Genomic DNA, 20,698 nt, shown 5'->3' on the forward strand with positions numbered 1-20,698 from the left:
GTTCCAGTCCTGCGAGTCGACGCTCCACAGCACCTCGGTGAGGCCGAACTGCGCCTGCACGGACTTCAGCGTGGCGTTGGTCTCGCCGTACGGCGGGCGGAACAGCTTCGGCGCCTCGCCCGTCGCCTGCTGGATCGCCTGCTGCGTCTGGGAGATCTCCGACGTCATCTGCGCCTGGCTCAGCTGGGTCATGTGCGGGTGGGACCAGCTGTGGTTGCCGACCCAGCCCACCTGCCGCTGCGCCTGCACCAGCGCGGTGTTGCCACCGATCTTGTTGCCCTGGTTGAAGAACGTCGCCCGCAGGCCCGCCGACCGCAGCGCGTTGATCAGCTGCGTGGTGCTGGTGCCGGGGCCGTCGTCGTAGGTCAGGCCCACGTAGCCGTTGGGGCAGTTGGGCGCCGGCTGGCCCGTCGTGGTGGTCGTGGTGGTGGTCGGGTTCGTGCCACCGCCCGCGTTGAGGGCGTTGAGGACCGAGGTGTACGCGGCCTTCTTGTTGCCGCTGCCGTCGAACAGCAGCGGGGTGCCGGAGGCGCGCCACGAGTCGGTGTCGCGGATGCCCCACACGGTGATGCCGGTGCAGCGGGCGACCGAGAGGCACGCCTGCACGACGCCCTGGTACTGCTGGGCCTGGCTGGAACCGGAGCCCTCGATGTCCAGCTCGGTGATCTGCACGTCCACGCCGAGGTCGGCGAAGTTCTGCAACGTGGTGTGGTAGTTGCTCGGCACCGGGTTGCCGCTGTTGAAGTGGGCCTGGAAGCCGACGCAGTCGATGGGCACGCCGCGCGACTTGAAGTCCTGCACCATGCGGTAGACGCCCTGGGTCTTGGCGTGCGACCAGTTGTCGGTGTTGTAGTCGTTGTAGCAGAGCTTCGCGCCCGGGTCCGCCGCCCGCGCCGCGCGGAACGCGGCCTCGATCCAGTCGTTGCCGGTGCGCTGGAGGTTGGAGTCGCGCCGGCCGCCGGAGCTGCCGTCCGCGAACGCCTCGTTGACGACGTCCCAGGCGTAGATCTTGCCCCGGTAGTACGTGGCGACCTGGGTGACGTGGTTGAGCATCGCCTGGCGCAGCGTGGAGCCCTCCATGGACTGCATCCAGCCGGGCTGCTGCGAGTGCCACGCCAGGGCGTGCCCGCGCACCCGCTTGCCCTGGCCGCGCGCCTGGTCGACGATCCGGTCGGCGTTGCCGTAGCTGAACTGGCCGCGCTGGGGTTCCGTCGCGTCCATCTTCATCTCGTTCTCGGCCGTGACCATGTCGAACTCGCGGTTCAGGATGCCCACGTAGGTCGAGTCCGAGAGCTTGTTCGCCGCGACCGCGGTGCCGAAGTACCGGCCCTTCTCCGCGGCCGACGCGGCCAGCGTGGTGCCGGCGCTGGCGATGCTCGGCAGCACCACGGCCGTCGCGGCGAGCAGGCCGACGACGCCGGCCACCACCGCGGCGCGGTTCGGCCCGCCCCGGTGCGCCGGCCTGCCGGCGGCGGTGACAGCAGTTCTGGACATCACTTCCTCCAAGGTGTCGTCACGGCACAGGGCGATTCGAAAGTTTCGATCGAACCGGGTGACGCTTTCGTAAACTAAGGGCCTGGTCGGAGGTCGTCAAGCACTTGCAATCACCTATAGAGACGCCAAAATGCCGGTACAGAGAGGTCAACTCGCTTCCGCAACTTACGAAAGTGTCGGCTCATGTCTTGCGGTAGCGAGGGCTGAAGTCACCACTCTTCGGCGCATCGACCGCCGCGTGGAGCGGGGGTAGCCTGCCGGGGAGGCCCGCGCCGGCGTAGGTCGGGCCCGGTGGCGTCCGGGGGGACTGCACGTGGTGGAGCGGACCGCGGTCGAGTACGCGCAGAACCTGCTCGGCACGGACGTGGCCGCGCCCCGGCTGTCCTGGGTGCTGCGGCCGTCCGTGCGGCAGACCGCCTACCAGGTCGTGGTGAGCGGGGTCTGGGACTCCGGCAAGGTCGAGTCCGACCGGACCACCGGCGTGCCCTACGGCGGGCCGCCCCTCGCGCCGCACACCCGCTACCACTGGCGGGTGCGGGTGTGGGACCAGCGCGGCCGGCCCTCGGCGTGGAGCGCGGAGCGCTGGTGGGAAACGGCTTTCCTCGGCACGCCGTGGGACGCGGAGTGGATCGGCGCGGGCGACGGGGAGTTCCCCGGCCTGGAGGCCGCGTCCTGGGTCTGGGCGCACGACGGGGAGTTCTCCCCGCCCGGCACGCGCTGGTTCCGGGCGGCCCTCGACGTGCCCGGCGCCGTGGCCCGCGCCCGCGTGGTCGCCACCGGCGACGACGACTTCGTGCTGCACCTGAACGGCGAACCGGTGCTGTGGAACGAGGAGCGGGTCGACGCCTGGAAGCACGGCCGCGGCGCGGTGGTCACCGAGCACGTCCGCCGCGCGGGCGGCCGGGTCGTGCTCGCGGCGGCCACCACGAACCGCGGTGACGGGCCCAACCCCGCCGGGCTGATCGCGCGGCTGGTGGTCGACCTCGTCGACGGCACCGCGCACGAGCTGGTGACCGGACCGGGGTGGCTGGCCGCCGACACCGAGCAGCCCGGCTGGCACGAGCCCGGGTTCGACGACTCGTCGTGGACGCCCGCGGCGGTGCTGGGCCCGTACGGCGCGCCGCCGTGGGGCGACGCCGTCTCGGTGGTCGTGGAGACGCCCGCGCCGGTCCTGCGCCGGGAGTTCCGGCTCGCCAAGCCCGTGGCGAGCGCCCGCCTGCACCTGTGCGGCCTGGCCTACCACGACGCGTGGCTGAACGGGGCCCGCGTCGGCGACCACGTCCTCGACCCCGGCTTCACCGACTACGACGTGACCGTCCTGCACGCCACCCACGACGTCACCCGGCAGCTCACCACCGGCGTGAACGCGCTGGAGGTGACGCTGGGCCGCGGGTTCTACGGGTTGACCACGCCGACCGCGTGGGGCCACGAGCACGCCACCTGGCGCGCCGAGCCGAAGCTGCTGGCGCAGCTCCTGGTGACCTTCCGCGACGGCACCAAGACCTCGATCGGCACCGGCACCGGGTGGCGGGTCGCGGACGGCCCGACCCGCACCGACTCGCTGTACGCGGGCGAGTCCCACGACGCCCGGCACGTGCCCCGGGACTGGCGCCCGGCGGTGGTCGTCGACCCGCCCCGGGGCGCGGTCCGGGCGCAGGCCCACCAGCCGGTGCGGGTGGTGGGCGACGTCCTGCCGGTGTCGGTCGCCCAACCGCGCCCGGGCGTCCACGTCGCCGACTTCGGCCGCACGTCGGCGGGCTGGACGAAGCTCACCGTCCGCGCGCCCGCCGGCACCGTCGTCCGCCTGGTCCACGGCGAGCAGCTGACCGACGACGGCACCGTCGCGACCGGCAACGCCCTGGTGCCCGGCCGCCACCAGACCGACGAGTACACCTGCTCCGGCCGGGGGACCGAGACGTGGGAACCCCGCTTCTCCTACAAGGGTTTCCGGTACGTCGAGGTCACCGGCCTGCCCCGGCCGCCCCGGCGCGGCGAGCTGGTGTGCCGGGTCGTGCACACCGACGTGCCCGCGATCGGGTCGTTCGGCTGCTCGGAGCCGTTCTTCGAGCAGCTGGAGCGGGCGATGCGGCGGACGCTGCTCAACAACCTGCACGGCATCCTCACCGACACGCCCACGTTCGAGAAGAACGGCTGGACGGGCGACGTGCAGCTGGGCGCGGGCGTGCTGATGCAGGCGTTCGCGGCGGAGCGGTTCCTCGCCAAGTGGCTCGGCGACCTCGCCGACAGCCAGGACGAGGCCGGTCGGCTGCCGGTGGTCGTGCCGACCGGCCGCTACGGCTACGCCGACGACGCCGCGCCCGCGCCGGAGTGGACCACGGTGTACCCGTACCTGGTCCGCGAGTTCCACCGGTACTACGGCGACGAGCGGGTCGTGGCCGACCACTGGCCGGGCGTCGTCCGCTACCTGGACTGGGAGGTCGCGCGGCTGGAGGGCGGCCTGGCGACCACCAGGCTGGGCGACTACCTGCCGCCGGGGTCGGGCGGCCTGCCGCCGGAGGACACCCGGCTGAGCGCGACGGCGTACCTGCACCGCGCCCTGCTGTGCGCGGCCGAGGTGGGCGACCTGCTGGGCGAGCACGACACCGCCGCGCACTACCGCTCGGTGGCCGACTCGTGCCGGGACGCGGTCAACGCCGCGTTCTTCGACGGCGCGCGGTACCGCACGGGGTGGAACGGGCGGTACAGCCAGACGTCCAACGCCCTGGCGCTGGAGTTCGGCCTGGTGCCGCCGGGCGCGGAGGGCGCGGTCGCGCAGGGGCTGGCGGACGACGTGCGCGCCCGCGACGACCACCTGGACACCGGCGCGCTGGGCACCAGCGTGCTGCTCCAGGCCCTGACCCGCCACGGTTTCCCGGAGGTGGCGCACGCGGTCGCCACCCAGCGGACCTACCCGAGCTGGGGGTTCTGGTTCGACCTCGGCGCCGACACCATGTGGGAGATGTGGGAGGAGCACTCCCGCTCGCGCGACCACTTCTTCAAGGGCGGCGTCGTGCAGTGGCTGTACGAGCACGTCGCGGGCCTGCGGCCGGGGGACGACGGCTACCGGGCGTTCACGATCCGGCCCGACGCGCGGGTCGGCGTCACGTGGGCGCGCAAGACCACCACCACCGTGCGCGGCGAGGCGTCGGTCGAGTGGTCGACCCGCGGCCCGGTGCTGGAGCTGGTCGCCGTGGTGCCGTCCGGGTCCACGGCCGAGGTGCACGTGCCGACCGGCGACCCGGGCGCGGTGACGGCGCAGGACGGCGCGGAGGCGGCCGGCGAGGAGCCGGGCTTCGCGGTGTACCGGGTGGGGCCGGGCCGGTGGCGGTTCGTGTCGCGGCTGTGAGCGCGGCTCAGGGCAGGGCGTAGCCGACCCCGCGCACGGTCCGCACGAGCGGCGGCGGGCCGAGCTTGTCGCGCAGCTGGGCGACGACCACGTCCAGGGCGTTCGACCTCGGCGGGACGACGGCGTCCCAGGCGGCGGCACAGGCTGCGCACCCGGGCGACCATCTCCACCACCGCGAACGGCTTCACCAGGTAGTCGTCGACGGCCACCAGGAGGTCGTCGTCCTCGGTGACCAGTACGCGCACGAGGAGCGACGGTAGCGGAACCCCGGCGGGGCGGCCCGTCGGTCGGCCCGCCCCGGTCCGCGTGTTCCGGCCGGCGTGTTCCGGTCAGCCGGCCCGGTCCACCAGCCGGCCGCGGTCGGCGGCCTTGGCCCCTGCCTGGAAGCGGCTGCGCGCGCCGAGCCGGTCCATCAGGTCGGACACCACGCGGCGCATCGTGCGCACGGAGATCCCGAGCCGCGCCCACCACGCGGCGGCGGCGACCCGGGCCGGGTCCTCCGGCGGCACGACCACCTCGGGCAGCGGCGCGGGCGGGCCGACCGCGAGCCCTTCGGTCACCGCGCGGTACGGGTCCACCAGGCCCGCGCCGTACGCGTCGCCGACACCGCCCGGCGCCGGACCGGCCGTGGCCAGGAGGCGGGCGACGACCTGCGGCGCGGTCAGCTCCGGCCACCTCGCCCGCACCAGGGCGGCCGTCGCGGACACGAACGGCGCGACGAAGCTCGTGCCGCTGCGCACGTCGTGCCCGCCGGCCCGCGCCGCCGCGACGATGTCCGCGCCCTGCTCGGCCGCGTACCAGATGCCCCGCGCCAGCACGACGGGGTCGAACGCGGCCGACCCGCCGCCCTCCGCGACGTCCCGCTCGGTCACCCGCACCGGCAGGACCCGCGCGCCGGGCGCGAGGCCCGCGAACCCGACGCCGTCGACCGGGTCGGCCGCGATCACGCTCGCCACCGCCGTGCCGTGCGACACGCAGTCGAAGTTCCCCGGCAGGTCGCCGACGAGGTCGAAGTCCTGGCCCGCCGGCACCTTCCCCGGCCTGCTCAGCTGCGGGTGGTCGGTGTCGACGCCCGAGTCGACCACGGCGACCAGCACCCCTCGCCCGTGCTGTGCGGCCACACCGACCTCGGCGCCAGCACCCGCTGCGCCCACGGCACCGGCGCGACGACCGGCCGCGCCGGCTCGGCGTTGCGGCACACCCCCGCCGGGGGCGCGCCCGCCTGCGGGAACGCCGCGCCCGCCTGTGGGAACGCCGCGCCCGCCTGCGGGAACACCGCGACCGTCGCCGGCGCCACCACCGCCCCGAACGCCGTCATCGAGCCCTCCGGCACCCGCCCACGCCGCGCACCTCCCCGATCCGCTCCCGTGAAGCCGCCAGTGTGGGCAGCGGGGACGCCCGGGGCCGGCCGCCGGCCACTTCCGGACAGCGGCCGGCGTCGCGGCTAGCGCGTGCCGCAGAGGGCGTGGTCGACCAGCGGGGCGACCGGGTCGTGCGGCGCGGGCGCGGTGCCCGGCGTCGGGACCATCGAGTCGGTGTTGATGGACACGGTGACCGCGCGGGCGCCGTCGTCGGTGACGCCGTTGCGGGTCTTGAAGCCCGGGATGTCACCGCCGTGCGACCAGTAGCCGCCGCACTCGTTGGGGATGAACATCAGGCCCAGGCCGTACCGCACGCCCGGCCACCCCTGCTCGAAGGCGGTCGCCGGGACGGTGCGCTTCATCTCGGCCAGCTGCGCCGGGCGCAGCACCCGGCCCGCCATGAGGGCCTTGAGGAAGCGGTTGCCGTCGTCGGTGGTGCTGATCATGTCGCCCGCCGCGCCGCCCCACGACGGGTTGTAGACGGTGACGTCGATCGCCTCGCCGTAGCGCGGGTCCGCCGGGTCGGCCTCCAGGCCCTTCTCGGGGAAGCGCTCGTACGCTGTGGCATGCGGTCGGGGGATGAACGGCGAGGTGTGCGGCAGGTGGGTATCCCGCAGGCGCAGCGGGTCGAGGATGCGCGTGCGCACCTCGTGCTGCCAGCTGCGGCCCGTCACCCGCTCGATGATCATGCCCGCCAGCGCGTAGCCGGTGTTGGAGTACAGCCACCGCTCGCCCGGCGGGAAGTCCGGCGCGACCCGCACGGCGAGGGACACGGCCTCCTCGGCGGTGACCGTGCGGAAGCGGTTGGCCTCGAACTCGCGGTCCTTGAAGACGAACGGCAGTTGCAGCACGTAGTTGTGCAGGCCGCTGGTGTGCTGGAGCAGCATCCGCACCGTGATCCGGCCGCCGTCGTTGCCGTTTCCCCGCACGACGCCCGGCAACCAGCGTTCGACGGTGTCGTCCAGCGACAGCCTGCCCTCGCCGACCAGTTGCAGGACGGTCGCGGCGACGTAGGTCTTGGTGAAGCTGCCGATGCGGAACTTCGCGTTCCACGGCACGGGTTTGCCGGTCGTCGTGTCGCCCACGCCGCTGCGCACGTCCACGTCGCCGCGCGGGGTGTCCAGTTCCACCAGCACCCCCGGCGCGCCCTGGGCGAGCAGGGCGTCCGCGTCCCGCTGGAGGGTGGAGGGGCGCTGGTGGTCGGCGTGCGCCGCGCCGACCAGGCTCGCGGTCAGCGCGGCGGCCAGCAGGGGGGCGAGAAGTCGTTTCATGACAACGAAAGCTAGGCGCGGCGCGGGCTCGTGTCGTCGCCCCTGGACGGCAACTCCGCTTACCCCCGCGGGGGTAGGCCCGGATCAGCCCGGAGGATGGCGACGGCGCGGGGCCGTGTCCAATAGGCTTGTCCCCGGCGATGCCGCGCAGTCGGCGCTAATAGTGCGGAGAGCGAATGTCGAAAGGTCGTGCGTCTCGCTTGGTGAATTCAGTCGACGCAGGTCAAGAGCATTGTGTTACTCCGTGATAACCTGGCGTGGTCAGGGCGGGCAACGTATTTAGCATTCGCTTTACACCACCGGTGTAAAGCGGGCAAGAGGCCGATCGGATCGCATTCCAGGTGCATTGGACGGAAATGGTGACGAGCGCCACTGTTCCCGTCACCGCCGCACTGCTCGGTCCTGCGCGGGCGTGGCGGGACGGTGTCGAGGTGGACCTGGGCACGGCGCGCAGGCGGGCCGTGTTCGCGGTGCTCGCGCTGCGTGCCGACCAGGTCGTGTCGCGCGACGAGCTGGTCGACGGTGTCTGGGGCGACGCCCCGCCCGCGACGGCGGCGGCGAGCCTGCACACCTACGTGTCCGGCCTGCGCCAGGTGCTGGAACCCGCGCGGTCCAAGCGTGCGGTGGCGCGGGTGCTGGTGTCGGCCGGGTCGGGGTACTCGCTGAAGCTGTCCGAGGACGGCCTGGACGTGCACCGGTTCGAGCGGCACCGGGAGCGCGCGGCGGCGCTGGCGCCCCGGGACCCGGCGGCGGCGCTGGCCGAGCTGGACCTCGCGCGGGGGCTGTGGCGGGGCGACGCGCTGTCCGGCGTGCCGGGACCGTTCGCCGAGGCGCAGCGGGCCCGGTTGCGCGAGCTGCGGCTGGCGGTCGCCGAGCGGCGGGCCGAGCTGGCCCTCGTGCTGGGGCGGCACGTCGACGTGGTCGCCGACCTCGCGGCGCTGGTGGACGAACACCCCCTGCGCGAGGGCCTGCGGGCGCTGCTGATCACCGCCCTGCACCGCGGCGGGCGGTCCGGCGAGGCGCTGGAGGCGTTCCAGGACGCCCGGCGCGTGCTGGTGGAGCGGCTGGGCATCGAGCCCGGCGCGGCGCTGCGCGAGGCGCACCAGCGGGTGCTGGACGACGAACCGGCCGGGGAGTTACCGGGCCCGCCCGAGCCGGGTTCCCCGGACCGCGTTTCCCCGGACCGGGGTTTCCCGAACCGGGGCCCCCTCCCGCCCGACCGGGTTCCCCTGGACCGGATTGCGCCGGACCGCGTTCCCGCCGACCGGATTGCGCCGGACCGGATTGCGCCGGAACGGATTCCGCTGGACCGGGTTCCGCTGGACCGGGTTCCGCTGGACCGGGTTCCGCTGGACCGGGTTCCCCTGGACCGGGTTCCCCTGGGACGCGACCTGGTGGGCGGGTTCGCGGGGCACGTCGCCCCCGGCCGGCCGGGGGACGTGTTCGTGGGGCGGGACCTGGAAGCGGGCGTGCTGCGCCGGGCGCTGGTCGACGCCGCCGCCGGGCGCGGGCGGTGCGTGTGGGTGGAGGGCGAGCCGGGCATCGGCAAGTCGGCCCTGCTGGCGGAGGGCCTGGCGGGTGCCGCCGCGGCGGGCTTCCGGGTGGCGTGGGGCGCGGGGGACGAGGTCGGGCCGCGCACGCCGCTGCGGGTCGCCCTCCAGGCCCTCGGGGTCGCGGAGACCTCCCCGGACCCGAGGCGGGCGGAGCTGGCGCGGGCGCTGCGCGTCCCCGCCGTGGGTGACCCGGTGCCGGTGGTGGTCGACCGGCTGCTGGCCCTGGTGGCCGAGATGTGCGCGGAGGCGCCGCTGGTCGTCGTCGTGGACGACCTCCAGTGGGCGGACGAGGCCAGTGTGCTGATGTGGCACCGCCTGCTGCGCGTGGCGCACCGGTTGCCGCTGCTGCTCGTGGCGGCGGTGCGGTCGGTGCCCCGGCGGGCGGACGTGGACCAGGTGCGGCGCGCGGTGGTCGACTCCGGCGGCCGGGTGGTGCGGCTCAGGCCGCTGTCCGCGGAGGCGGGCACGGCGCTGCTGGCGTCCCTGCTGGGCGCGGTGCCGGGGGAGAGCCTGTGGACGGTCGTGGACTGCGCGGGCGGGAACCCCCTCTACACCAGGGACATGGTCGAGGCGCTGCTGCGCGACGAGGCGATCCGGGTGCGCGACGGCGTCGCCGAGACCTCCGTGCCGCTGGACGACGACCCGCCGCGCTCGCTGGTCGCCGCGCTGGCGCGGCGGTTGGCGTTCCTGTCCCCGGAGACGACGGAGGTGCTCCGGTCGGCCGCGCTGCTGGGCACCGAGTTCGCCCTGGGCGACGCGGCGACCGTGCTGGGCCGGCCGTCGTCGGAGCTGATCGCCGCAGTGGAGGAGGCGACCGCCGCGGGCGTGCTGGACGACGCCGGCCCGAAGCTCGCGTTCCGGCACGTCGTGATCCGCGAGGCGCTCTACCACGGCACGCCCGCCGCGGTGCGGACCGCGCTGCACCGCCGGACCGCGCAGGCGCTGGCCACCGCGGGCGCGCCGGTGGAGCTGGTGGTCGAGCAGCTGGCCGCCGCGCCCGGCGCGGTCGACCCGTGGGCGGTGGACTGGCTGGTGGCCCGCGGCACGGCCCTGGGCAAGCGCGCCCCGGACACCGCCGTCCGGCTGCTGCGCGCCGTCGTGGAGGGGCCCGCGCCGGACGCCGAGCACCGGGAACGGCTCGCCGCCCTGCTGGCGCGGCTCATGTTCTGGCTCGGCCGCAGGCCCGAGGCCGAGGCGCGGTACGTGCTGGCGCGCACCCGCGACCCGCGCCGGGCCGCCGAGATGCGCTGGATACTGGCCCACGCCCGGTACCGCGACGGCCGGGCGGCGGAGGCGGTGGACGCGCTGCGCGCCGCCGCGGCCGACGCCGCCGTGCCGCCGGCGTGGCGGGCGCGGCTGGAGGCCCTGCTGGCGGCCGTGCTGCGGGAAGGGCTCAACGACGTGGCGGCGGCCGAGGAGACGGCGCTGCGCGCAGTGGCGCGCGGCGAGGAGGCGGGCGACGAGTTCGCCGTCGCGCACGCCCTCCAGGCGCTGTGGCAGGTCGACTCGGTGCGCCGCGACCACCGCGGCGCGCTGGCGCGCGTCGACCGGGCGCTGCTGCTGACCGGCGGGCGGCCGGACTTCACCGAGCTGCGCCTGGGGCTGATGGACAACAAGGCGTTCACGTTGCAGAACCTGGACCGGCTCGCCGAGGCCGACGGGGTGCTGGCCGCGGCGCGCGAGCTGGCCGGCGGCACCGCCTCGCCCGCCGTGCGGGTCACCGCCGCCGTGCAGGACTACTGGTCGGGCCGCTGGGACGCCGCCGCGGCCGAGGGCGTTCGGGCGCTGGCGAACGGCACCGGCACGTCGTTCGGCCTGCGCGAGCACGGCCTGGCCCTGCTGGTGCACGGGGTGGCGGCGCTCGTCGCGGCCCGGCGCGACCGGGTGGAGACGGCCGAGGCGCACCTGGACGCCGCCACCGCGCACCCGCTGGTGACGCCGTCGGACCGCGAGCACGGCGACTTCCTGCTGGTGGCGCGGGCCGTGCTGGCCGAACGCGCGGGCCGGCCGGACGAGGCGCTCGCGCTGCTGGAGCCGGTGGTGTCGGCCGCCGGGCAGATGGTGCTGCGCCACCAGTGGCTGCCGCTCGTCACCCGGCTCGCGGTCGCGCACGGGCGGCGCGACGTGGCGGGGCGCGCCCTGGCCGTCGCCGAGGAGGAGGCCGCGGCGGAGCGGGAACCCGCGCGGGCCGCGGCGGCGCTGTCCTGGTGCCGGGGCCTCGTCGACGGCGACCCGGCCGGGATCGTGGCCGCCGCCGGGAGGTTCCGCGCCGTCGGCCGGCCGGTGGAGCTGGCGGAGGCGCTGGAGGACGCGGCGGTGCTGTCGCGCGACCGGGTCGCGTTCGACGAGGCGGTGCGGGGCTACCGCGAGTTCGGGGCGGTGCACGACGTGCGGCGCGCGACCGTCCGGCGACGCGCGGCCGGGACGGGCGCGGGAACGGGGACGGGCGCGGGAACGGCCGAGGGGTGGTGGACCGGGTGACGGGCGTGCCGCCCGGCTCGTCGCGCCCCCGCGCGGCGGGGCCGGGGGATGCCGGCCGGGGTGACGGGCGCGGTCCGGGGCGGGTCGGCCGGATCGGTGCGCCCGCGCGCGGCGCGGGTGGCTGAAAGGTGTTCGGCGGGGTGGTGGACGTGGTGCGGGTCGGGTCGGGTCGTTCGGCCCGTCGCCGGGCGGCGGGTCCGGGAACGGCGACGGTGGGGGAGTGGTGGACCGGGTGACGGGCGTGGTGCGGGTCGAGCTGCTCGGGTCGGTGCGCGCCTGGGCCGGCGACCGGGAGGTGCCGCTGGGCTCGTCGCGCCCCCGCGCGGTGTTCGCGGTGCTCGCGCTGCGCGCCGGCGGGGTGACCCGGGACGAGCTGGTGGCGGCCGTGTGGGGCGAGGGCGCGCCGGCCACGGCCGAGGGCAGCGTGCACACCTACGTGTCGGTGCTGCGCAAGGCGCTGGAGCCGGACCGCCCGCGCGGCACGCCGTCGCGGCTGCTGGTGTCGGCGGGCTCCGGCTACCGGCTGGCGGTGGACCCCGCCGACGTGGACGTGGCGCGGTTCGAGGCGCTCCTCGACGCGACCCGGCGGCAGTTGGCCGGCGGCGACCCGGAGGCGGCGCGGCGGTCGTCGGAGGCGGCGCTGGCCCTGTGGCGGGGCGACGCGCTCGCCGGTCTGACCGGCCCGTTCGCCGAGGCGCAGCGGCGCAGGCTCGGCGAGGCCCGCACGGCGGCCCGCGAGCTGCACGGCGAGGCGGCCCTCGCGGCGGGCGCGCACGTCGAGGCGGTGGCGGGGCTGACCTCGCTGGTCGCCGACGAACCGCTGCGCGAACGCGCCCGCGAGCTGCTGATGCTCGCCCTGCACCGGTCGGGCCGCAGCGCCGAGGCGCTGGAGGTGTTCCGGGACGCCCGGCGGGTGCTGGTCACCGAGCTGGAGGTCGAGCCGGGCAAGCGGTTGCGCGAGGCGCACGAGCGCATCCTCGCGGGCGGGCGCCGGTACGAGCCGCCCGCGCCGCCCGCCCCCCGGCCACCGGACGTCGACCTCGTCGGGCGCGGCCCGGAGCTGGCCGCGGTGGGCCGCCTGGTGGACGACGTCAGCGCCGGGCACGGCCGGGTGCTCTGGGTCGAGGGCGAGCTGGGCATCGGCAAGTCCGCGCTGCTCGGCGCGGTCCTCGCGCGGGCCGGGCGCGCCGGGCACCGGATCGCCCTCGCCGTGGCCGACGAGCTGGGCACGCGGTTCCCGCTGCGGCTCGCCCTGGACGCGCTCGCCGTGGACGCGCGCTCACCCGACCCGCGCCGGGCCGCCGCCGCGCACGCGCTCGCCCAGGAGCGGCCCGCCGGGTCCATCTTCGGCGAGGCCGACCCCGTCGTCGAGGCGGTGGACCGGCTGGTGTCGCTGGTGGAGCTGCTGTGCGCGGACGGCCCGCTGGTGTTCGCGCTCGACGACCTCCAGTGGGCCGACGAGTCCAGCGCCCGCGTGTGGCACCGGCTCACCGCGCTCACCCGGCGGCAGCCGCTGCTGCTGGTCGGCGTGGCCCGCCCGGTGCCCCACCGGGCGGAGATCGCGCGGCTGCGCCGGGACGCCGAGTCGTCCGGCGGCACGGTGCTCGACCTCGCCCCGCTCGCCGACGCCGAGGTCGCCGGGCTGGTCGGTCGCCTGGTCGGCGCGGTGCCCGGACCGGGGCTGCGCCGGATCGCGGCCCGCGCCGCCGGCAACCCCCTGTACGTGCGGGAGGTCGCGGACGCCCTGGTGCGCGAGCAGGTCGTGCAGGTCGACACCGGTGTCGCCGAGGTCGTCGACACCGCGTTCGACCGCGCCCCGCTGTCGCTGGTGTCCGCGGTGACGGGCCGGCTGGACTTCCTGTCGGACCCGACGCGCGAGGTGCTGCGCTGGTCGGCGCTGCTGGGCGGCGAGTTCGGGGTCGGCGACCTGTCGGTGGTGCTCGGCACGCCGGTGTTCGACCTGGCGGCCCGGCTGGAGGAGGCGCTGGCGGCCGGGGTGCTCAGCGACGCCGGGCCGCGCATGGCGTTCCGGCACCCGCTGATCCGCCAGGCCCTGTACGAGGGGACGCCCGCGGCCCTGCGCACGGCGCTGCACCAGCAGGCCGCGCAGGCGCTGGCCGCGTCCGGCGCGGCGGTGGACCACGTCGCCGAGCAGCTGCTCGCCGCGGACGGCGAGGTCGGTGCGTGGGCGCTGGACTGGCTGGTGGAGCAGGCGCCCGCGCTGGTCTACCGGGCGCCGCTGGTGGCCGTCGAGCTGCTCCAGCGGTGCCTGCGGTCGTCGGTGGCGCGCGACGAGCGGGACGCCGCGCTGATGGCGCACCTGAGCAGCGCGCTGTTCCGGGTCAACCGGGACGTCGAGGCAGAGGAGCACGCGCGGCGGGCGCTGACGCGGCTGCGCGACCCCGACCGGGTGGCCGAGGTGCGGTGGACGCTCGCCTACATGCCGTACCGGGGCGGGCGGGCCGAGGACGCGGTGGCCGCGTCGCGGGAGGCGCTGGCCGACCCCGTGCTGTCGGACCGGTGGCGCGCCCGGCTGCTGTCGCTGCTGGCGCTGGTGCAGCGGGCCGGGGTGGGCGAGCTGGACGGCGCCGAGGCCAGCGCGCGGCAGGCCATCGAGGCGGGGGAGCGGGCGGCGGACCCGTTCGCCCTCGCGCAGGCGCTGGAGGTGCTGTGGCAGGTGGAGGCGGTGCGCCGGGACTACCCGCGCGCGGTGGCCCACCTCGACCAGGCGCTGGACGTCGTCGGCACCGACGTGAGCCTCACCGACCTGCGGTTGCTGCTGCTGGACAACCGGATCTTCACCCTCCAGTGCCTCGACCGGCTCGACGAGGCCGGGCGGAACCTCGACCTGGCGTTCGAGGTGGCCGGGCGGACCACGCCGGTGGCCGGGCTGCACCTGGCGGCGGCCGTGCACCAGTACTGGCTGGGCGGGTGGGACGAGGCGGTGGCCCGGCTGGACGGCGTGCTGCGCGACCCGGGGTTCACCGGGTTCGGCCTGCGGGAGGGCGCGCCGGTGCTGCTGCACGGGGTGGCGGCGCTGATCGCCGCGCACCGCGACGACGGCGAGCGGCTGGCCGACCACCTGGAGCAGGGGCTGACGCTGCCGCTGGTGACCGAGGCGTACCGGGAGAACTGCGACTTCCTGGTGGCCGCGCAGGCGATGGCGGCGGCGCGGGAGGGCGACCCGGCCCGCGCGGTGTCGGTGCTCGGGGCGATCCTCGACACCCGGTACGCGGACATGATGCTGAGGCACCAGTGGCTGCCCGAGCTGGTGCGGCTGGCGCTGGAGGCGGGCGACCGGTCGACGGCGCTCGCGGCGGCGCGGGCGTGCGAGACCGAGGCGGAGCGCGAGGCGACGGCGGCGCGTGCGGCGGCCGCGGCCCAGCGGTGCCGCTCGGTCCTGGCGGAGGACCCGGACGGGCTGGTCCCGGTGGTGCGGCACTACCGGTCGGTCGGCCGGGCGTTCGAGCTGGCGCAGACCCTGGAGGACCGCGCCGTGCTGCTCGCGCGCGCCGGTCGCGGCGCGGAGGCCGGGACCGCGCTGGCCGAGGCGGTCGCCCACTACCGCCGGTTCGGCGCGGAGTGGGACGTCCGCCGCGCGACGGGCGAGGTCGCGCTGTCCCGCTGACCCGAGAGCGGGAGGACCCGGCGGTGGTTCGGTCGCGTGCGGTGGTGCGGTGGTGCGGTGGTGCGGTGGTGCGGTGGTGCGGTGGTGCGGTGGTGCGGTGGTGCGGTGGTGCCCGGCCGTGCCGGCCGCCGTTCCCCAACGGCGCCCGTGCCGGCCGGCGGCCGGTCAGCGGCCGGCCGGCTCCTCGTCGCGCGGGCCGTCGATGACCCCGTCGGGGGTCATCACCCACTGCCGGGGCCGCGCCGGGTGCGGCGCGCGGCCGGGCCCGGACCTCAGGCCCCGCAGCGCCAGGTCCACCACGTGGCGGAGGGAGGCGCCGGTGCGCTCGATCGGTTTCTCCACGTCAGATCATCCCCTTCCGGAGGGCGTAGGCGACCGCGTGCGGCCTGTTGCGCAGGTTCAACCTGGTCGTGATGCCGTAGAACACGTTCTTGATCGTGCGCTCCGAGTAGCACAGCCGGCCGGCGATCTCCGCGGTGTCGAGCCCGTCGGCCATCAGCCGCAGCACGTCGGCCTCCCGCGAGGTGAGCTGGTTCGGCCCGCCCTCGGGCGCCACGACCTGCCGCTGGAGGCGCTCGACGTGCCGCAGCAGCTCGGACACCATCGACGGCGGCATCGCGCCACCGCCGGTCGCCGCCGACAGCACGCTGCGCAGCACCACCTCGTCGGTCACCGAGGCGCGTTGCAGCACGGCCACGACCCGGCACTCCACGGCGGCCAGCACGTCGGTCTCGCCGACCTCGTCGACGATGAGCACGACGGGCGCCCCGACCTGGGCCGCCGCCCGCCGCAGGCGGGACGCGACCTCCGCGGTGAGGCGCGGCGCGGCGACCACCGCCACCTCGGCCCGCGCGTGCTGCGCGGCCCCCAGGACCTCGATCTCGGGCCTCGACCCCAGGTAGGTCGTCAGACCGGTCATGCTCAGGTGATCCGTCGCCTGGACGGCGACCCGGATTCGCTCCACCGCTGCCTCCCACAGTCTCGCGTTGCGCTTCCGAGTCTGCTGGGGGCGGCTTCAGGCCCTCTCAACCGCGTCTACAAGGATTCTTCACGCCGGCCGGCGTCCCTCAAGAGCCGTGGAGAACCCTGGTGGACGAACTCAACACCGCCTGACCCGCCCAGGTCAAGGGCCGTTCCGCCCCAGTGCCGGTGCAGCGACAGCAGCACCTCCGACGGGTCGTGCGCGGGCCGCCAGCCGGGGTAGTCGCGGCGGAACCGGCGGGTGTCGGTGAGCCACCACCGGACGTCGGCGAACCGCGGTCCGGGCGTGTAGTCGAACCGCACCTCCTGCCCGGTCAGGTACTCGTAGCGCGCGATGAACTCCAGCACCGACGCGCCGTGCTCCCGGCCGCCGCCCGCGTGGTAGACCTCGCCGGGCCGCGGCGACAGGTAGAACCGCCAGAACATCTCCACCAGGTCGCGCGCGTCCAGCACGTCCCGCACCTGCTTGCCGCCGTGCCCGATGACCTGGAACGCGGCCCCGCGCACGGCGCTGCGCACCAGGTGGGACAGGAACCCGTGCCGCTCCACGCCCGCGTGCCGGGCGCCCGTGACGCTGCCGCACCGGAACACGCCGACGGCCATGCCCAGCCGCCTGGCGTACTGCTGCGCGGCCAGGTCGGCGGCGAGCGTCGACACGCCGAGGAACGTGCGGTCCACGCGGTCCAGCCGCAGCGACTCGTCGACGCCGTGCTCGTGGTAGGGGTGCGCCGGGTCCACCTCCCACCGGGTCGCGGTCTCCACCAGCGGCAACGAGTCCGGCGCCGCGCCGTACACCTGCCGGCTGGACACCACGACCACCACCGCGTCCGGGCACCACCGCCGCACGGCCTCCAGCGCGCTCACCGTGCCCAGGGCGTTGACCCCGAAGTCCACCAGCGGGGCGTCGGCGGCCCACTCGGCGCTGGGCTGCCCGGCCGCGTGCACGACCAGCCGCACGTCGGAGCCGTACTCGGCCAGCACCGCGCCGAACGCCTCCTGGTCCCGCACGTCCACCGCGCGGTGCCGGGAGTTGGCCGGCGCCTCGACCGCCGCGCCCACCGCCGCCGCGCCCAGGAAGTCCCTCCTCATCATGTTGTCGACCCCGACGACCAGGTCGAACCGGTCGGCCAGCACCCGCACCGCCTCACCGCCGATCAGCCCGGCCGAACCGGTGACCACGACGACGTCCACGTCCGCTCCTCTCCGACTGCTCACGGGCGGCGGAAGAACTCCACCTCGCCCAGCGCCACGTGCCCGCCCGGCGGGAGCCCGGCGGCCTGCTTCACGACCAGCCGCACCCGCACCACGCCGCTGATCGCGGTGTCGGTGCGCTGCGGCCCGGCCCGGTCGCCCAGCGACAGCGGCACGGTGCGGTGCGTGCCGTCGACCGAGGTGACCACGGCGTCGACCGCGGTGGCCCGGCCCTGCGCGGTGAACGCCTCCGGCTGCGCGCCCGCGCCGGTGTGCACGACGACCGACAGCAGCCGGAACGGCGAGGCGAACGTGAACTCCACCGCGTCGCCCGCGGCGGGCGCGCCCCAGTACCGGTTCGACAGGCCGTCCACGGCGTTGGACGCCGGGTGGCCCGGCACCTCCGCGGTGGCCCTGGTGCCGCTGGGCGCGATCGCCGCCGGCGTCGACACCCGGTCCCGCAGGTCCTCCAGCCACCGCACGGCCCACGGTTCCAGCAGCACCGCCACCGCCACCAGCACCACCACCGCGAGCAGCGCCGCCAGCCTGCGCAGCCACCGTGACGTGTCGCCGCCCCAGCGCCACCGGGTCCGGCGGGGAGCGGACTCCTTGCGCGCCGCGGTCCGCAGGGGCGTGGCGCAGCGCCGGCAGAACCGCCGGTCCGGCGGGTTGGCCGTGCCGCACGACGGGCACGGCGGCCCGACCACGGCGTCCCGCGCGGCGGCGGTCGGCAGCGGTCGCCGGATCGCCGGCCGCCCCGGCGGCACCGGTTCCAGGGTGAGCGCGAGGGGCGACGCCTCGGGCTCGGCCTTCGGCACCCAGCCCAGGTAGGTGCCGCAGTTGCCGCAGAAGTCGTCCCCGTCCGGCACGGGCGCGCCGCACTGCGGGCAGTGCCGCACGTCGTCGGCCGTCACCTCAGCCACCGCCGACCACCTCCACCACGCACGTCGCGTGCACCGGCCGCACCGCCTCGACCAGCGCCTCCACCGCCGCCCGGTCCACCGGCCCGGACCTGCCGGGCCGCACCCGCACCACGACCGCCCCGACATCCGGGGGCAGCTCGCCGTCCGGGTCCGGCGACCACACCGCGCCGGCCCCGTCGAGCACCTCGGCGCGCACGCCCAGGCACAGCTCCAGCCGGGCCACCAGGCCGCGCGCGGTGCCGCGCAGCCGGTGCAGCTCCACGGCCCGGGACGCGACCTCGCGGCGCAGCGGCTCCGGCCACGCCGGGTCGAGGTCGGCGGCCAGCCACGACGACAGCCACTCCAGGAAGTCGGCCGGCGCCAGGTCGGCGTCGAAGTACGCGGCCAGGTTGTCCATCGTGGACAGGATCGAGGACAGCACGGCGTCCAGCCCGGCGGTGAACCGCTGCGCCAGGTCGTCGGCGGCGTACAGGGCGGGCAGCGCCGCGCCCAGCGGGTGCCTGCTGGGCAGCTCGGGCAGGGCGGCGCGGCTCACGGCCCGGCCACCACTACCTGGTGCTGGTGGGAGAACACCAGCGCGTTGGGCGCGACCTCGACCCGGTCGCCGGGCGTGCCGCGCGCCCCGGTGATCGGGTTCGCCGGGAACAGCAGCACCTCGTCCACCAGGCGCACCCCCGGCACCCGCTGGAGCACCGCGAACACCTCGCCGAACTGCACGGCCCGGCCGAACTCCCAGCCCGTGCCGTCCACGCCGCCGCGCAGCGGGTTCAGGTAGCGGTGCAGCGCGTCCAGCGCCTCCTCGCGCACCCGGGACGTCTCGGCCGCGTGCGCCGCGGCCAGCCGCGCGACGACCGTGACGCCCTGGTAGCGCGGCGGTTCCACGACGATCCGGGTGCCCAGCAGGCGGCGCTCGTCGAGCTTCGCGGCCACCGCCCGCAGCACGTCCGCCGTGGGCACGAGCTGCTCGAACCGCAGCCGGTCGCCCCGGTCGGCCACCGCGTCGGGCACGACGAGCACCCGCGCGCCGCCGCCCTCGACCGGCAGGCACCGCACCCGCGCCAGCGACGGCGCGGCCACCCGGGCGATGTGCTCGTGGTCCTCCGCGGTCACCGCCCGCTCCTGCACCCGCAGCTGGTGCGGCGCGCGCAGCTTGGCCTCCGCGACCGTCTCGCCGTCCACCCCGCCGCGCGCGGCCTCGCGGTTCTCCACCGCCGCCACGAACGGCACCGAGCTGCGCAGCACGGTGATCGTGCCGCGCGCCACGTTGCCCGCCCGGCCGCCACCCGTGCGGTAGCGCGGCACGTGCACCACCGCGCCCTTCGCGGGCACCGCCCCGTACCGGCGCAGCGACCCGTCCGCCTCGCGCACCGCCGGCGGGAACGCCACCTCGCCGCGCGCCGCGTCCAGCACCACGTGCCGGTCGTCGGGGCCGGACAGCCCGAAGTGCTCGACCGCCGTCCAGTCCTGCCAGCCCTCGCCCTCCGACACGCGCACCACCGGCGGCTCGCCGTCGAGCAGCACGGGGGCGCTGGGCAGCAGGAACCGCTGCCCCGGCACGCCCGCCGCCTCGCCCAGCGGCACGTCCACCTCGGTCTCGGCGTGCTCGACGACCGCCGTGCCGCCGAGGGTGAACGCCTCCGCCCGCCGCACGGTCGGCGACTCGGCGTAGAACGGCTGCTCGCGCACCGGTTCGACGACCCGGCAGCGCAGCCAGCCCGCCCGGTGCCCGGCGACGACCGACGCGGTGTGCCCGGCGGGCACGTGCAGCACCACCTCGCCCGGCCGGTTCAGGCCGCCGGTGGTGTCCTCGTCGGTCGCGCACGGCACCCAGTCCTGGCCGTCCCACGCCTCCCACACCAGCGGCGGCTGCCGCGGGTCGACGCCGATGCCCTCGACCCGGCTGTCCAGCCGCAGCACCACGACGCAGCGCGGCACGGCGTTCGACAGGCCGAACAGGGTGGCGTCACCGGCCGCCGGCTCCGCCTGGAAGCACCGCACGTCCCGGCCCGCCTCCAGGTCGCGGGAGCGGTCGGCGTGCTCGCCCGCCGCGGTCCGCGTCACCAGGCGCTCCAGCGCGCACGGCACCACGGGCAGCTCCTCGGTGGTGGCGAACACGACCGGCTCGTCCTGCTCCACCTGGGCCGTCGCGACCTCCGTGCCGACGGGCAGCAGCACGGTGTCCTCCTGCGGCGCGGACAGCCAGAACGTCACCTCCGCCCGCGCCGCGGTCGGCGGGAACAGCGTGACGCCGAGCAGGTCCAGGAACGCCAGGTGGTTGCGCTCGGGCACCCGGTTCAACCGGTACACGAGCTGATCGACCATGTGCGCGAACGCCTCGATCAGCGTCACGCCCGGGTCGGACACGTTGTGGTCCGTCCACTCCGGGCAGCTCTGCTGGACGTAGCGCTTGGCCTCGTCCACGAGCTGCTGGAACCTGCGGTCGTCGAGGTTCGGTGCGGGCAGCGCCAC

At 76.3% G+C, this 20,698-nt stretch carries 13 protein-coding genes and 1 pseudogene; 3 read left to right on the forward strand and 11 right to left on the reverse strand.

Annotated elements, in window-relative coordinates:
* Nucleotides 1-45: 45 nt before the first annotated feature.
* Nucleotides 46-1,494 (reverse strand): annotated as a pseudogene (locus ACRAKJ_RS09490) (endo-1,4-beta-xylanase); the annotation flags it as partial.
* A gap of 313 nt (nt 1,495-1,807) precedes the next feature.
* Between ACRAKJ_RS09490 and ACRAKJ_RS09495 the strand changes: the two are divergent.
* Nucleotides 1,808-4,840, forward strand: coding sequence for a family 78 glycoside hydrolase catalytic domain (locus ACRAKJ_RS09495; protein ID WP_438921873.1), 3,033 nt, complete (start codon nt 1,808-1,810; stop codon nt 4,838-4,840).
* Between the two features lie 7 nt (nt 4,841-4,847).
* On the opposite strand, the gene ACRAKJ_RS09500 is transcribed toward ACRAKJ_RS09495, so the two are convergent.
* From ACRAKJ_RS09500 to ACRAKJ_RS09515, 4 genes are all read right to left on the reverse strand, one after another.
* Nucleotides 4,848-4,931, reverse strand: coding sequence for a hypothetical protein (locus ACRAKJ_RS09500; RefSeq protein WP_438921902.1), 84 nt, complete (start codon nt 4,929-4,931; stop codon nt 4,848-4,850).
* Nucleotides 4,932-5,169: 238 nt separating this feature from the next.
* Nucleotides 5,170-5,961 (reverse strand): S8 family serine peptidase, encoded by a 792-nt coding sequence (locus ACRAKJ_RS09505; RefSeq protein ID WP_447008915.1) that lies wholly within the window; start codon nt 5,959-5,961, stop codon nt 5,170-5,172.
* On the reverse strand, nt 5,886-6,158 hold the full coding sequence (locus tag ACRAKJ_RS09510) for a hypothetical protein (protein WP_438921871.1): 273 nt from the start codon (nt 6,156-6,158) through the stop codon (nt 5,886-5,888). The genes ACRAKJ_RS09505 and ACRAKJ_RS09510 overlap by 76 nt, the downstream gene beginning before the upstream one ends.
* Nucleotides 6,159-6,284: 126 nt before the next feature.
* Nucleotides 6,285-7,472: a serine hydrolase gene (locus tag ACRAKJ_RS09515; RefSeq protein WP_438921870.1), complete on the reverse strand. Its 1,188-nt coding sequence runs from the start codon at nt 7,470-7,472 to the stop codon at nt 6,285-6,287.
* 341 nt (nt 7,473-7,813) lie between these two features.
* Here ACRAKJ_RS09515 and ACRAKJ_RS09520 point away from each other — a divergent pair, with 341 nt between their 5' ends.
* Both ACRAKJ_RS09520 and ACRAKJ_RS09525 read left to right on the forward strand, forming a co-directional pair.
* Entirely contained in the window at nt 7,814-11,506 is a 3,693-nt protein-coding gene (locus tag ACRAKJ_RS09520) for a BTAD domain-containing putative transcriptional regulator (RefSeq protein WP_438921869.1), read from the forward strand.
* A gap of 223 nt (nt 11,507-11,729) precedes the next feature.
* Nucleotides 11,730-15,134, forward strand: a complete 3,405-nt coding sequence (locus ACRAKJ_RS09525) for a BTAD domain-containing putative transcriptional regulator (RefSeq protein ID WP_438921868.1) — start codon at nt 11,730-11,732, stop codon at nt 15,132-15,134.
* 165 nt (nt 15,135-15,299) lie between these two features.
* On the opposite strand, the gene ACRAKJ_RS09530 is transcribed toward ACRAKJ_RS09525, so the two are convergent.
* The 6 genes from ACRAKJ_RS09530 to ACRAKJ_RS09555 all read right to left on the reverse strand — a co-directional run bounded on the left by ACRAKJ_RS09530 (nt 15,300) and on the right by ACRAKJ_RS09555 (nt 20,698).
* Nucleotides 15,300-15,476 (reverse strand): hypothetical protein, encoded by a 177-nt coding sequence (locus tag ACRAKJ_RS09530; RefSeq protein WP_438921867.1) that lies wholly within the window; start codon nt 15,474-15,476, stop codon nt 15,300-15,302.
* A 1-nt stretch (nt 15,477) separates the two neighbouring features.
* The gene (locus ACRAKJ_RS09535; RefSeq protein ID WP_438921866.1) at nt 15,478-16,053 is read right to left on the reverse strand and encodes a LuxR C-terminal-related transcriptional regulator; all 576 of its coding nucleotides are present in this window, start codon (nt 16,051-16,053) and stop codon (nt 15,478-15,480) included.
* Between the two features lie 116 nt (nt 16,054-16,169).
* Nucleotides 16,170-17,306: an NAD-dependent epimerase/dehydratase family protein gene (locus ACRAKJ_RS09540; RefSeq protein ID WP_438921865.1), complete on the reverse strand. Its 1,137-nt coding sequence runs from the start codon at nt 17,304-17,306 to the stop codon at nt 16,170-16,172.
* A 20-nt stretch (nt 17,307-17,326) separates the two neighbouring features.
* On the reverse strand, nt 17,327-18,229 hold the full coding sequence (locus ACRAKJ_RS09545) for a zinc-ribbon domain-containing protein (protein WP_438921864.1): 903 nt from the start codon (nt 18,227-18,229) through the stop codon (nt 17,327-17,329).
* On the reverse strand, nt 18,222-18,764 hold the full coding sequence (locus tag ACRAKJ_RS09550) for a phage tail protein (RefSeq protein ID WP_438921863.1): 543 nt from the start codon (nt 18,762-18,764) through the stop codon (nt 18,222-18,224). The genes ACRAKJ_RS09545 and ACRAKJ_RS09550 overlap by 8 nt, the downstream gene beginning before the upstream one ends.
* Nucleotides 18,761-20,698 (reverse strand): putative baseplate assembly protein, encoded by a 1,938-nt coding sequence (locus ACRAKJ_RS09555; RefSeq protein ID WP_438921862.1) that lies wholly within the window; start codon nt 20,696-20,698, stop codon nt 18,761-18,763. The genes ACRAKJ_RS09550 and ACRAKJ_RS09555 overlap by 4 nt, the downstream gene beginning before the upstream one ends.

The sequence above is a fragment of the Saccharothrix sp. DSM 118769 genome (assembly GCF_052936295.1).

What these genes read in the sequence shown, in the direction of transcription:
- ACRAKJ_RS09510 (WP_438921871.1), bottom strand. Translation starts at nt 6,158, where the DNA reads ATGACGGCGTTCGGGGCGGTGGTGGCGCCGGCGACGGTCGCGGTGTTC.
- ACRAKJ_RS09515 (WP_438921870.1), bottom strand. Translation starts at nt 7,472, where the DNA reads ATGAAACGACTTCTCGCCCCCCTGCTGGCCGCCGCGCTGACCGCGAGC.
- ACRAKJ_RS09535 (WP_438921866.1), bottom strand. Translation starts at nt 16,053, where the DNA reads ATGACCGGTCTGACGACCTACCTGGGGTCGAGGCCCGAGATCGAGGTC.